The following is a 13,502-nucleotide window of genomic DNA, read 5'->3' as shown; positions in this document are numbered from 1 at the left end:
ACATCTATATTTTTGATATGCATCTTCTAGTTCCTGATATTGCTGCTCTACAGCTCTATTTTTCACCTCCAAAATATTTTTTTCTATATTAACACTTTTAACAAAAAAAAACATAAATAAAATCATCAATACTACGGCAATTCCTGATACTACTACTATAGTAATTACCAGATTCTCTATTTTAAGGATTTTATTTTGTATGCTTAGTAAAAAATACAAAAGTATATATTCGACTAATGCAAAACCATAGAAAAATTTTTGATTACCTCTAAAAATGTCACCAGCATATTTATTTACGCGAAACAATTTTAATAACAAAATTATCACAACGCTTATAACCAGCAAATAAATTCCTGAGCTATAAGAGTGCATATTTTGGAAATAAATATATTCTCCTATTTTTCTTTTTTTAATCACGCAAACTGTGATAATATATAATAATTTTAATAGCCCTATATTAGTCAAATATAAAAATTCCCAAATATAAGATTGAATAAATGTGCACCGAAAAAAAATTGTCAAAAATATCGGAAGATATAGATTTCCAAATACTATTACATTTCCAGATATATACGCTGTCCAATATTGACAGGTCACAAGAACAACAATCATAACAAAAAAAAGCACACTTTGAAAATTTCTTATTCTTTTTAACCTAACTACACAATCCGGTATTAAACATATTCCCACCAGCACCAGTAATATAATAAGTATTGTTTTTTTTGTCTCTATATTATTTTCTAAATATGATCCGCAAAATGAATATGCTGTAAAATATAACAGTATAATTAATATTATCTTCCATACCGTTTTATCTTTTTCAGTTTCCATACTTCTTTTCGGAAACATCTGTCCAAATATCCAGACACCTATCCCAGTCTCCATAAACGTTGCCAGTCCATACAATAAAACTTTCAGCATTCTTCATACCCCCCAGTAATTCAGAATTGCTTCTCTGACACCTTTGAATCTTTCTCTGCCAACTGTAATAATATTACCGTCCCGCATATAAAGATCCCTTCCTTTCATCTTCATCACATGTTGGATGTTTGCAAGATATCCTCTGTCAGATATAATAAATTCTTTTGAATTCAGTTCCTTTTCTACTGTTGACAGACTTGCTCTGATCTTTACTTCCCCACGCCTGTGCACAAAAATGACATATTTTCCTTCTTTTTTCATATAGAAAGTATCAGAATATGCCAGTTTTTCAACTTCATTTCTTTTATTTATGATATAGTACCGCTCTTCTTTCTCCATAATTCCAGGAAGAAGCGCATCATAAGCCTGCGGAAGTTTTTCCTTCAGACACTCTTTGGGGATATAACGATAGGTGTTTACCTCATATGCTTCTATTGCATAATCCACAAAATTTGTAATAAATATAATAACCGGATCCGCAGTAAAGCTCTGCGAATTTCCCTCGCTGCCTCTATTCCGTTTTCTCCAGGCATCCGGATATCCAGAATATACATATCGAATTTTTCTTCATTCAATCCCAGCAGAAACCATTCCACATTCTGGTATATCGTTACCGTGCAATCTACGTTTTTCTCTGCAAAATACTGTTCTGTGATATCCTTTTCTTTTTTCAGATACATTTCGTCATCATCCAGAATCATTATTCTTATCATAGCAATTATTCCTCCATGAATGTATAAAATCTGAATTTCTTCACATCATAAAAATAACTTTCATCCTTATTGATGACCAGCTCATAAACCTCGATATCCCCTTTGGTTGTCACATCAGTTCTGTGATACTGATAAATGTATCTGCCTTCCTCATGGTTTTTTACCTTTCTGATGATATCATCCACCAGTTCTCCGATTGTCATCGGACTGTCTCTGGAAGGTCTCCATCTTCCAATCATACCACGAACCTGTGACTTGGTCAGTTTAATTCTCTTTCCAAGAAGATATCCTTTCGGGAAAAAGTCTTCTCTGGTCTTTCCTGTCTTTTTTAATATCTCACGTATTGTCTTATTTTCTTCATCTAAAGCAAATCCCATATTAGCATAAGCCTGCATATGAAGCAACGCTAATTCGAGATATTTACTGTTTTCAGATTCTTTATTCCATAACAGTAATTTGTCCAGACTTTTATATACAGTTTCTCTGATTGTAATTCCCTGATTTTGCAAAGTCTGCAAAGAAAACATCATGGTATACAAATCCTTTGTATATTCGTCCATATTCCTATATTCCTCCTGTCATAAAACATATCAAATTTGATTAGTCGCTTGTCATTTATATCCTTATACATATTTAATTCCGTCTGTTAAACTTTATCAAAGGAAAGGATTTTTATTTATGAAAAACAATACTATCGGAAAAAGAATTGCAGAAGCTCGGATCAACAGAAATATTACCCAGGAACACCTGGAAGAATTAAGTGGTTTATCTGTAAGTACGATCAGCCGGATTGAAACAGGTAAGTATATGCCTACTATTGAAAATCTCCTTAAGCTTTCTGAAATTCTTGATGTGGGACTTGACTATTTTCTTTATGATCTGCTTCCTCATAATAAAGATATTCAAAGCCCGGCTATTCAGGATGCGATTTCAATCATGAATCAAATGGGTGAACGCCAGACTGAATACATTGTAAAAATACTGAAAATATACCAGTCCTCTCATCAGGATTAAATATAATTACAATTCGACAATTTTCGTGTTTTTGTCCTCGAAAAGCATTTTTCTGACCTCGAAGCAACAATCAGGAAATGCTTTTTATTTTTTCTGTTTCATGTTTACATTTTTCCCTTTTCTCACTCTTTATAAGATGTATCACCGGTGAGCAAATAAATAATCAAATTTCAGGAGGATGAAAAAATGACAAAAACAGAAAAAGCAGTAACATGGGCAATTGAAATCGCAAACGATCCGGCACACGGATATGATCAGGATAACAGATGGGGACCGGACTACGATTGTTCTTCACTGGTAATCTCCGCATGGCAGCAGGCTGGTGTTCCTGTAAAAACAAAAGGAGCTTATAATACCAAAAGTATGAAGTCTGTTTTCCTGTCTTGCGGATTCAAAGACGTTACTTCCAGTGTTAATCTTGACAACGGAAGCGGTATGAAACGCGGTGATGTACTGTTAAACATTGCACGCCATACAGTTATGCATATCGGCAACGGCAAAGTAGTTTCTGCCAGTATAAATGAAAATGGTGGAGCCCACGGTGGTACTCCGGGTGACCAGAATGGCAACGAAATTAAAATCCAGAATTACTACAACTGCCCGTGGGATTGTGTTCTTCGTTATAATGAAGATTCTACATCTACGGATCCAGAACCACAGCCAACTACTGGAAATGCCAAAATCCGCAAAGGTCAGAGTTATGCCAATAAATTTGCCAATACTGGCATCTCCATTACCGGGAAAAGAGATGCTGCCACTAAGAAAGCAGCTATTAAAGTTCTTCAGACAGCTCTGAACAAAGATTATGGTGCCGGTCTGGATGTAGACGGTATCTGGGGAACTAACACAAGCAATGCCCTTGGTAAACATTACGTAAAAAGCGGTGAAACCCAGTATATGGTAACTGCCACTGAGATTCTCCTTCTTTTACGTGCTTATGATCCAAACGGTGTAGAGATTCCTGGTACCTTTGGCTCAGGACTTCTCTCTGCTGTAAAGGCATTCCCGAAGGCACAGGGCTTAACGGTTTCCGGAACCTGTGACAGAAATACTTTCCTGAAACTGATCAGCTGATCTTTACCAGATAAACATCCGGCAGAATTCTTTTCACTGATTCTGCCGGATATGCCCCTTCACTATTTCTTGTATATAAAAAGAAACAGTTTTGAAACCCATCAAAATGATTTCAAAACTGTTTCTTTTGTTTTCTTATTTTTTACCACGGAACATATTCGCCGCTGTCTTCATCATAATAATACCAGCCGTTTCCTCTGCCTATAGGACTACAGTCAGATTCCGCAGCCTGAAACGGTATATAGGAATTGGTTCCCGGATCCCAGGAATACAGGTCATACGGATCTCTTACTTTTCCTGATGCATCATCAGGTGCAGTCCAGGTCCAGTAGTATTTATTGCCATCCTGATCCGTAACACCATCTTCATCCATAGCACGCCCAATATCCTCCCAGCTTCCATAACAATTTCCGTCACTGTCATACCAGTTTCCATCGTCAGCCTGAGAAATCAGTCTTCCATTTCCCTCACTGTCATATATCATCGCCTGATCTGCTGTCTGATCAATTTGATTGCCACCGTCGCCTGTTGAGCCATTGTTTTCAGATGAATTATTGTCCACGTATGTATTCTGTGAATCATCTGTATTATCCGCATCATTCTCTGAATTCTGTACATCGCCCGCATTATTGGATGAGGCAAATACTTTCGTCTTCTTATCCGCAGTCTGATTTGAATTTTCTTTTCCACCGGATGTACTTTTATTTACCTGTTTTTTATCCGGCTGAGATTTTTCTGCTGTTTTTTGTTTTGTCTGTTCGGATTTCCCCTGTGAATTCTGCGTATAATCAACCTGTGTCGCTGTTTTATTCTGTTCCGCACAGCCAGTCATAGCAGCCGCTGCTGCTAAAATCCCTGCCATAATAATTACAATCTTTTTCTGCTTCATTTTGTTGTCCTTTCTACATTTGCTAAAAATGTCACTGCCTTTATCATAATGTGCTTTTCCTGTTCATTATGACATACTTCACAGACTTCGATGCCTCATATGTCCCTTATCTGTCATGAAATGTACCCCATTTTTTTCCAAAATCTTTACCCCCTAATTTTGCCTTATAAACGCTTGGTAAAAGGGGAATATCTTTTTTCTTAAAAGTGAAATCTCTGTGAAACAAATGGCAGCAGTACTTATTTCACAACTATTTTCTTTATTTTCGACCATTTCGTATAACTTTTTGCATAACCTTTTACATAGGCACGTCCTGCAAGGTAGTAGACTCCGGGCTTCACATTTTTAAAGACCACCGTGGTTTTTGTCTGATTTTTCTTTGTGTAAGCATAACTGCTTACACCAGTATAGCTGCCATTATCAGATTTGGAAACTTTCTTTGCCAGTACCCAGTCTGTTCCATCACAGGACTTTGGAACAGTAAACGTCACCGCCACGTTTCTTTTTGTTCCCTGTCTGGAAACCTTAGCTGATTTAACAGCAGGTTTTCCTGTTACAAGGCTTGTTTTTACAGTTACCTTCCTGACCTCTGCCCATTTACTGAGCACTTTGGTATTGCTCCCATTCAGATATTTATAAGCATGTACGCCAATATACCACGTTCCTGCCGGTACGCCCCGTAAGATAAGCTCTTTACTGCTTCCGGAATACCCACTCTTTACCTTTATATAATCCGATGGTTCTTTTCCGTTCTTACTTCTGGCAGCAACAACATCGTAACCGTCCGGTTCCTCACCCTTGCTGTTAAGTACTATTCTGACATCATTTTTCTTCACCTGCACCTTCTGAACCACAGGTGCGTCCGGAGTCTTTGCCTTTACCGTAACCGGAACCCCGTCTGACCATTCCCCATATTCCATAACATGGCTGCTGTTCTCTTTGTATGCCCTGCAATAAAGACTATGTGTTCCCTCCGGAATATACTTCAGCTCAGGATATTGATTCAGTTCAGAATTTGTAATTTTTGTCTGCGCAGTATAATTCCCCTTTTTCAGATCCTTCTGAGATTTGGCTGTCACAAACTGATAGCCGTCCGCTTCATTGGAAAGATCTCTCAGATAAAGCATTGCATAATTTGTGATCACTCTGGTCCACCGCGTATCAATAACTGGTCTGTTTAATGTCTGATAAGCATCCACCTGTACCATTATCTGTACGGCAGTGTCCAGCCCTTCATTATTTTCATCCTCATTCAGTTCCAGAGATCCGTTGACCAGAAAACTTTGAGCTGCCTTGCTTTTCGGATCATAAGCACAATTCTCCACATCCCACTTCACAGACGCAGAAAATGTTGTTTTCTCTCCATTCACCTCGGCGCCATAGACTTCCAGCGAATTCGGCAGGTGCAAAGCATCAGCAGTTTTTTCTGCACCATTGGTAATTCCGGTCACAGGCGCAACAGCATCTGCCAGTCCCTGATAAGTCCGGTCTCCTACAATAAAAGAATTATACAGATTCTGCGTTGTCAGGTGTTCTCCTGCCACTGTTTTCGCAGTCACAGTCACCTGAAAACTATATTTTCCCACCGAAAGCCCCCGTTTGGGCCAGAGTCTCAGTTCTGTGCTCTCCCCAGGTGCCAGATAAGCATTTCCAGATAATAACACACTACATTCTTTACTACGGTTAAAAGACAGCTTCATATCTGTATCAGTAACATTTTTCAGAATATATGTCTTTGCTTCCGGAAGTGTCTTATAGCCCCACTGCATTGTCGGAAAACCCCCGGCAGACTTTTCAGTAATTTCCAGCTGCTTCTTTTCTGTCGGATTCTTCTCTCTGTTCATTGTAACATGAAGAGGATATCTGCTTCCGTCATCTGCGAGAAATGCAAACGTTTCATCATAAATTCCGTATTCCTGCTTCGGCAATATATAAAAATAAAGCGTTTCTCCCGGTTTCAGCAGCTTTTTGGAATCCTGTTCCTCATAATCTTCTGTCCACTTTGCCATCTGGTCATCCACTTCAAAGTTCTTAAGACCAGAAGTATCTATCCGTATTCTGGTTTCCTTTTTTCCTGAATTTCTGACCACTACATACTTCTCCACACGAAATTCCGGGTCATAGAAATCGCTTTCTGTAAATTCTTCTTCTGTACCTGTTTCTATACTCAGCTCATAATCTTTTTCAGAGGAAGCTCCCACAATTACTTTCAGAGTAACCTTACAGGAAGCACCCTCTTTTGTCTCAAATGTCACTGTCTCTTCATAATTTCCGGCAGGCAGATCCTTCTTATCATCAATGTCCACAGCCGCACAACTTCCGGGCTGCATTTCTTCATCCGTATTTGTATCGAAAATCGGTGCGTAGGAAAAATCAAAATATCTGCTCTGCGGAAAATCAGAGAGATGAAGCGAATCTGTTCCTGCATTATAAAGAAATAACCGCTTATGTGACTGTTCTCCCTCTGCATGAATTCCCAGATCGATCAAAGCAGTACCTGATGTCAGCTCATACTGCTTTATAACAGGTTCCTGCTCACGCTGTGCAACATAAAGGCTCAGTTCCTGTGAAGAAACTCCAATACCATTGTCCGCCTGTACAGTAAAGCTGAAACTCCCTTCCTTCTGCGGTGTTCCGCTGATCACTCCCCCGGAAGACAACGTAAGTCCCGCCGGAAGCTCGCTTCCCTCCTCCAGACTCCAGCTCACATCTGTATCAGCTTCAAGCTGTACCTGATATTCCGTTCCAATCTCTCCACCCGGCAGAACCATATCTGTCAATATGGCAGGAATACTCCCCGTTCCATCACTGAAAGATTCTCCCGCTGAAAAAACCTCCGCCCCGCATACTGTTAACGGAGCTGTAGCTGTCAGAACCGCCGATAAAAAAACTGCTGTAAAAATCCTGTAATTACTTTTCATTCTTCTCCTCCAGATAACAAAATATAAAAGTATCAACTTAACTAATTAATATTAATATACCACTAGACGGAAATGTTTCTGTAATTACGGAATGACATGTAGTCTAATGGTCATGAATGTCAGAAAAGCCCTGTCCGCCGGAAAAATTCATCCCGCAGAGAGAGCTTCTGTTTTCTGTCCATATTTTTTAGTTTCTGGTTTATAAATTTAATCAGTCGCTTGTCATTTATTGCTTATACGTATTTATTTTTTCTATAGCAATCCTCGTAAATAATGCATTTAAGAGGATTGCTATAATAAAATACATACAATTCGACATTTTTCGTATAATCTTATAATGCCTTCACAGTTATAACATTTCTATCATTTTTTCTTTCCCGATATCTTCCCCTGCATCTCCAGATACTCGAACACGATCACATCTGCATGGTTTTCTTCCGCATATCTTACACTCGCACCTGCAGTCTTTTTTCCAAGTTCTGTGTTCAAACGTTTCGTATATGCCCATCTTCCCTGTGTCTGCGCAGAGAGGAAGGCATCTTTGGGAACCGGATATCAAAATCAAAACAGGCATGGTTTTTCTTCGTAGTATGTACCAGATGTTCTACAGCATTAAAACGCTTCTTTGCATCCGGGATTTCTGCCTGGCAACAGGCAGGAGTTCCAGTCAGAACAAATGGAGCATCTTATACCGGAAATATGAAGTCTGTATTTCTGGCATGTGGTTTTACAGATGTTACATCCCGAATTGACCTCCTCACAGGAAATGGAATGAAACGTGGAGATGTAATTATCAATACCATGCATCATACTGTTATGTATATTGGAAATGGACGAATCGTTGGTGCCCGCATTAATGAAAACGGAAAAGTTTCCGGTGGAAAGACCGGAGATCAGACAGGAAGTGAAATCATGGTTCAGAATTATTACGTTTATCAATATGGATGGGACTGTGTTCTCAGGTATGCAGAAAGCAACTCAGATGTTGATTTTTCCTCTGAAACTATTGCATCTTCCAGATCAGAAAATATCAGCAAGGGTCAGACATATGCTGCCAGATTTCTCTGTGCAAAAAATTTTTCAACATTGCAGGCAAACTCTGACATCAGAAAAATTAAAATCCAAATCCTCCAGACCGCCTTAAACAAAGATTATCAGTCAGCTCTGGATATCGATGGTATCTGGGGACCAGCTACTGATCGTGCCCTTAACCAGCATTATGTTATGTACGAAGAAACTCAATATATGGTAACTGCTGCCGAAATCCTTCTTCTCCTGCATGGATATAATCCAAAAAGTGTTGAATTTCCCGGGATTTTTGGTTCTGGTATGCTTGCAGCAGTAAAAACATTCCAGAAAGCACATGGCTTAGCTATTTCCGGAATCTGTGACAGAGAAACTTTTCTGAAATTTATCAGTTGATTTTTTCTACTCTTTATTTCCTATTACGGTACTGAAAATAACGAAGATCTCTTTCTTATCGGTGTTGGAAAAATGAACAAAGATGACTCTTTCTTCTACATGATCGGTACTCTGGAAAATAGCAAATTTATCGAAAAGAAACGTTTCTATGTAAAAGGCAGTGCCGGTTATGAACAGGCACAGGGAATCTTTTACCATTCTAAATATGGCTTATTCATTGCAACGAATAAATTAACAAATGGTTCTGCTACTAATTACAACATGATTCTCTGTGCCAGAATTCCAGATAAAATCAGTTCTGTAGATAATGGAAAGATCTATATTCCTGAATCCGAATTCCGTTTTAACGGGAACAGCAGATATGCTTCATTGGCTGTCAGATCTCTGTGTATCAGCGATAGTGGCATTTTATATATATCTACTAATGCAGTCGCTGCCACAGCAGGTTCCGAATATGATAATGATGTTATTTTCCGCGCAACTAATCCGGTCTTCCCTAAAAACGGATTGATGGAATTTACTCTTTCATCTAAAGAAAGCCTGATTGTTCCAAATCCAGATGTCACAATCAATGGTTCCACCTACACCTGTGCAAATCTTGGTGCTTTTGCCCTGAATGGTACTACCGGATATTGTCTGCTTTCACATACAACTGATGATGATATGAAAGATAAAGCCAGTGTTTTATTGTCAAGCCCGGATATATCATCCAAAAACTTCACAAGAGTATCTGGAAGTCCTGTCTTGAGAACTATGGGACATGGTAATGGAATGACCTATGCTAATGGATATCTTTTCGTAGCTGCATACGATAGAGCCATTAACAGGAATGAAATCGCCCAATTAGATCCCGCTACTGGTAATCTTGTCGAAACATATCAGTGTGAACACACTATTGGTGGTATTTCCTATTATGGTTATGACTCTCAGCGTGATAAAGATTTATTTATCGTAGTAAATTATGATTATAGTTCCAGCAAACCATATGCAGAAAACCCAGAATTTTTTATTGGTTATCTGGAGTCCGGTAAATTTACAAGTATCAAAAATTTCCGCGCACAGAATCCTTCCTTTAAAAACGGCTCACAGAAAAATGTTCTGCAGGATATTTTTTATTCTCCATCACATGGCTTATTCTATGTAACCTTTACCGGTACAACCAGAATCTATCGACTTCTTCCTGAACAGATTAAACAGGCATCCGATGAACCGCTTGTTCCGGTTGCCGTTTACAATAAAGACGATGCTATCTATGAGATTGAATCTCTTGCAATCAGCGATTCAGGAACTTTATACATTGCGCAGAACTGTGATTCCGAATTTACTAAAGATGATGCTGTAACCCAGATTGGTGCTTTATCATTTATTAGCAAATAGGTCACTTATATGTAACAATCAGCCGCCATATGCTCCCAAACATATAGCGGCTGATTTTACTGGTATTTTTTATCAATATACAATACTTTTGGAGTAATCATTGCTCCTGCTATACAGCTTTTTATTCTGATAATCCATCCGGTAACTTTTAATCCGATAAGTATAAGTAACTCCTTCTTTCAAATTTGTATCTGTAAAGCTCGTCACATCCCCGCCTTTGATTGTTTTTATGCAAACACCTTTCTTTCCATTTTCAGAACGCCATATCTGATATCCTATTGCATAATCTGACTTTTTCCATTTAATGGTTAACTTTTTCCCTGCTTTCTTTGTCAGAGCTGTAATCTTCGGCTGTACCGGGCAGAAAGTTGTTTTTACAATATTTGATGGCTGACTGTATATGATTGTTCCATTCTCATCTACAAAATACGCTCTGATCCTGAAAGTAATATTTTTTCCATAATACATGGAATACCAGCCTGCATCAATATTTTTTGTATTAATGTCGTTGCTTTTGATTGTAGAACAATGAATATATTCTCCCCGTAAGTTCTTTCTCTCTATTTCATATCCATCTACAAAATACAATTGTGACGCTTCCCATTTCAGTGCAACTTCATCCTTCTTTTTTTCAGCAACCTGGAGTGTCAGTTTTGTATCATTTATACCATCGTCAATATATTGAACCGGTATCTGATGTGATTTTGCAAACTTTTCCGCATAAGAACCCTTTGGTGTATAAATTGTCAGCAGTGGACAGTTTTTAAAAGCATTTTCCTCAATTATCGTAGTTGTCTCAGGAATAATTATTTTTTTCAGATTCGTACACTCTGCAAAAGCCTGGGTCTCAATAAAATAATTTTGTCTTCCCAGCCATACTTCTTCCAGTTTATCACTGCCATAAAAAGCTTTTCGCCCAATTCCATCTGTAATATTGCTGATCCGTACTTTACTGACTGAATTATCAAAATCTGCTACTCTCTCTCCTTCATATCCTGATGGTCCTTCCCATTTTTTGTAATACCAGTAATCTAACCCCTGATCATATGTGTGGTGTAGTTCGTCTTCTCCATTTTCATCAAAAAAAGGATATCCCTCTTCTCTGTATGGCAGAATACCAAGATGAGTTACAATTACCTTACTGTCGCTGTCAAAAGCATCATCCGCAATAATTAATTTATTAGTAGTAACATTAGTAGTAATAGCTACAAAATCAAACAATTTCGGGCAATTGCTGAAAGCATAACTTTCCACATTAACCCCACCACTAAATGAAATTCTCCTGAGACTGGAACAGCTTTCAAAAGCAAAAGTTTTTATTGTAACATTATAAGCCCGTACCTGAACGCTTTCTATCTGGTCACATCCTGCGAAAGCCTTTTCACCAATTTCCTTAACTTCTTTTCCTTCATATTCATGTGGAATATATATTTCTTTTTTATTTACACCCTTTACCAGACGATAACCGTCAAGTTCAGCATCATACTCATACTCCAGACCTTCAGTACCTGTCTCCTCTTCACCTCCACTTTCCGTATCTGAACTCTGTGCCTCTGCCCCTTCATTCTCCGTGTCATCCGTAAATGCAGAAGCCACATCTTCTTCTGTAAATTCATCGGTTTCCTCTGCTGACGTAACCCCGGATTCATCACTTTCCTGATTCTCCTGTGCATTACTATCTTCTTCCAGAGCAGTATCTCCCGTCAGAATTTTTTCCGGTTCTGCCGCTTCCTGCACACTTTCCAGATTTCCATCTGAAAAATCCGCAGCATATACTGGTGTCCCTGCCGCTGTCACGGTAAGTGCCAGAAGCATTGCAAGCATTTTCTTATTCTTCATATACTTTTCCTCCATTTCTGTACAATTTCTTACTGTTATGGAAATATAAGAATATTACATCTTATTTTTTAATATACCATATTTATTTCCATTTTCTGTAAATACGGTTTTAAAAAGCTCTTAATGTCCCTGAATTTTTTCATGAACCTCAAAAGAACTTGCCATATAAACACAAATCCTGTATAGTATAAAATGCAAACAGCAATCTAATCTTTCTCATAATCAATTTTCCGGCAAATATCTGCCAGCAATTCCAAAGATAAAAATACATAACTTCAAAAAGATTTAAGTATTTAATAAAACCCGTCAAAATGTTATAATTCAGATACAATAACGGACATGATTTTAATAAAAACCCAGAATTATTTCAGGTACTTTTAAACGAATATGAAGAAATCCAAGCTATCTCTACAGACCCCAAAAGACGTGAACAGTTATACAAAGAATATAATCTTTGACCTGATTGGATAAACTACAGTATACAGCCACCATTTGGTTTTTAACTCATATGGTGGCTGATTTTACTTATTTATCAATTTTCCCACTAATACACAATACTTTTGGAATAATCATTGCTCCGGCTATATATTTTTTTATTCTGATAGTCCATACGATAGCTCTTAATCCAATAAATATAAGTAGTGCCTTCTTTCAGATTTGTATCTGTAAAGCTCGTCACATCCCCGCCTTTGATTGTTTTTATGCAAACACCTTTCTTTCCATCTACCGAACGCCATACCTGATATCCTATTGCATAATCTGACTTTTTCCATTTAACAGTTAACTTTTTCCCTGCTTTCTTTGTCAGAGATGTAATCTTTGGCTGTACCGGGCAGAAAGTTGTTTTTACAGTATTTGATGGCTGGCTGTATATGATTGTTCCATCCTCATCTACAAAATATGCTTTGACTCTGAAAGTGATATTTTTCCCATAAAATTTACTATAATTCCATAGTTCAATATCTTTAGTATTAACTTCACTGCTTTTAATCGTAGAACAGTGAACATATTCTCCCTGTGCATTTTTTCTTTCTACCTCATATCCCTCTGCAAGATATGGCTGCGATATTTCCCATTTCAGTGTAACTCCATCCTTCTCTTTTTTGGTCACTCGAAGATTCGGTTTCACATCATTCAGGATATCCTGCGAGGTTGCAGATACCACCACTGGAATATTATGTTTTCTTGCAAATTTTTCCGCATAGGAACCCTTAGGGGTATAAATTACCAGAGAATTACATCCATCAAACGCATCATCCGCAATGTCATTTGTAGTATCCGGTATATATACTCTTTCCAGATTTTCACAGTCAAAAAATGCTTTTGTGTGAA

The 13,502-nt window shown here is 38.0% G+C and carries 12 protein-coding genes and 1 pseudogene; 4 read left to right on the top strand and 9 right to left on the bottom strand.

Annotated features, from left to right (window positions below; genetic code table 11):
- The 4 genes from AC058W_RS13245 to AC058W_RS13230 form a co-directional block, all read right to left on the bottom strand.
- Positions 1 to 921: hypothetical protein (locus tag AC058W_RS13245; protein WP_479390181.1), on the bottom strand; the 921-nt coding region annotated here is incomplete at its 3' end.
- Between the two features lie 3 nt (positions 922 to 924).
- A complete protein-coding gene (locus AC058W_RS13240; protein WP_479390180.1) occupies positions 925 to 1,368 on the bottom strand; it encodes a LytR/AlgR family response regulator transcription factor in 444 nt (147 codons plus the stop codon).
- The gene (locus AC058W_RS13235; protein WP_479390179.1) at positions 1,353 to 1,634 is read right to left on the bottom strand and encodes a response regulator; all 282 of its coding nucleotides are present in this window, start codon (positions 1,632 to 1,634) and stop codon (positions 1,353 to 1,355) included. The genes AC058W_RS13240 and AC058W_RS13235 overlap by 16 nt, the downstream gene beginning before the upstream one ends.
- 5 nt (positions 1,635 to 1,639) lie before the next feature.
- Positions 1,640 to 2,194 (bottom strand): hypothetical protein, encoded by a 555-nt coding sequence (locus AC058W_RS13230; protein WP_025579787.1) that lies wholly within the window; start codon positions 2,192 to 2,194, stop codon positions 1,640 to 1,642.
- 118 nt (positions 2,195 to 2,312) lie between these two features.
- On the opposite strand from AC058W_RS13230, the gene AC058W_RS13225 reads away from it, so the two are divergent.
- Both AC058W_RS13225 and AC058W_RS13220 read left to right on the top strand, forming a co-directional pair.
- Positions 2,313 to 2,648: a helix-turn-helix domain-containing protein gene (locus AC058W_RS13225; RefSeq protein WP_479390178.1), complete on the top strand. Its 336-nt coding sequence runs from the start codon at positions 2,313 to 2,315 to the stop codon at positions 2,646 to 2,648.
- A 186-nt stretch (positions 2,649 to 2,834) separates the two neighbouring features.
- A complete protein-coding gene (locus tag AC058W_RS13220; RefSeq protein ID WP_479390177.1) occupies positions 2,835 to 3,722 on the top strand; it encodes a C40 family peptidase in 888 nt (295 codons plus the stop codon).
- Between the two features lie 142 nt (positions 3,723 to 3,864).
- Here the strand turns inward: AC058W_RS13220 and AC058W_RS13215 are convergent, their stop codons facing one another.
- The 3 genes from AC058W_RS13215 to AC058W_RS13205 form a co-directional block, all read right to left on the bottom strand.
- Complete coding sequence (locus AC058W_RS13215) at positions 3,865 to 4,611, bottom strand: hypothetical protein (RefSeq protein WP_117844019.1); 747 nt, start codon at positions 4,609 to 4,611, stop codon at positions 3,865 to 3,867.
- Positions 4,612 to 4,850: 239 nt separating this feature from the next.
- A complete protein-coding gene (locus AC058W_RS13210; RefSeq protein ID WP_117677539.1) occupies positions 4,851 to 7,532 on the bottom strand; it encodes an Ig domain-containing protein in 2,682 nt (893 codons plus the stop codon).
- Between the two features lie 363 nt (positions 7,533 to 7,895).
- On the bottom strand, positions 7,896 to 8,021 hold the full coding sequence (locus AC058W_RS13205) for a hypothetical protein (RefSeq protein ID WP_340281854.1): 126 nt from the start codon (positions 8,019 to 8,021) through the stop codon (positions 7,896 to 7,898).
- A gap of 210 nt (positions 8,022 to 8,231) precedes the next feature.
- Between AC058W_RS13205 and AC058W_RS13200 the strand changes: the two genes are divergently transcribed.
- Positions 8,232 to 8,954 (top strand): peptidoglycan-binding domain-containing protein, encoded by a 723-nt coding sequence (locus tag AC058W_RS13200; protein WP_181977742.1) that lies wholly within the window; start codon positions 8,232 to 8,234, stop codon positions 8,952 to 8,954.
- Positions 8,955 to 9,026: 72 nt separating this feature from the next.
- Positions 9,027 to 10,331, top strand: coding sequence for a hypothetical protein (locus AC058W_RS13195; protein ID WP_117677541.1), 1,305 nt, complete (start codon positions 9,027 to 9,029; stop codon positions 10,329 to 10,331).
- A 72-nt stretch (positions 10,332 to 10,403) separates the two neighbouring features.
- Here AC058W_RS13195 and AC058W_RS13190 read toward each other — a convergent pair whose 3' ends face one another.
- Both AC058W_RS13190 and AC058W_RS13185 read right to left on the bottom strand, forming a co-directional pair.
- Positions 10,404 to 12,170, bottom strand: a complete 1,767-nt coding sequence (locus tag AC058W_RS13190) for a leucine-rich repeat protein (RefSeq protein WP_479390176.1) — start codon at positions 12,168 to 12,170, stop codon at positions 10,404 to 10,406.
- A gap of 544 nt (positions 12,171 to 12,714) precedes the next feature.
- Positions 12,715 to 13,502 (bottom strand): annotated as a pseudogene (locus AC058W_RS13185) (hypothetical protein); the annotation flags it as partial.

Source organism: Blautia sp. CGZ-1-C1, assembly GCF_056504575.1.
This window is presented reverse-complemented; position numbering and strand designations above follow the sequence as displayed.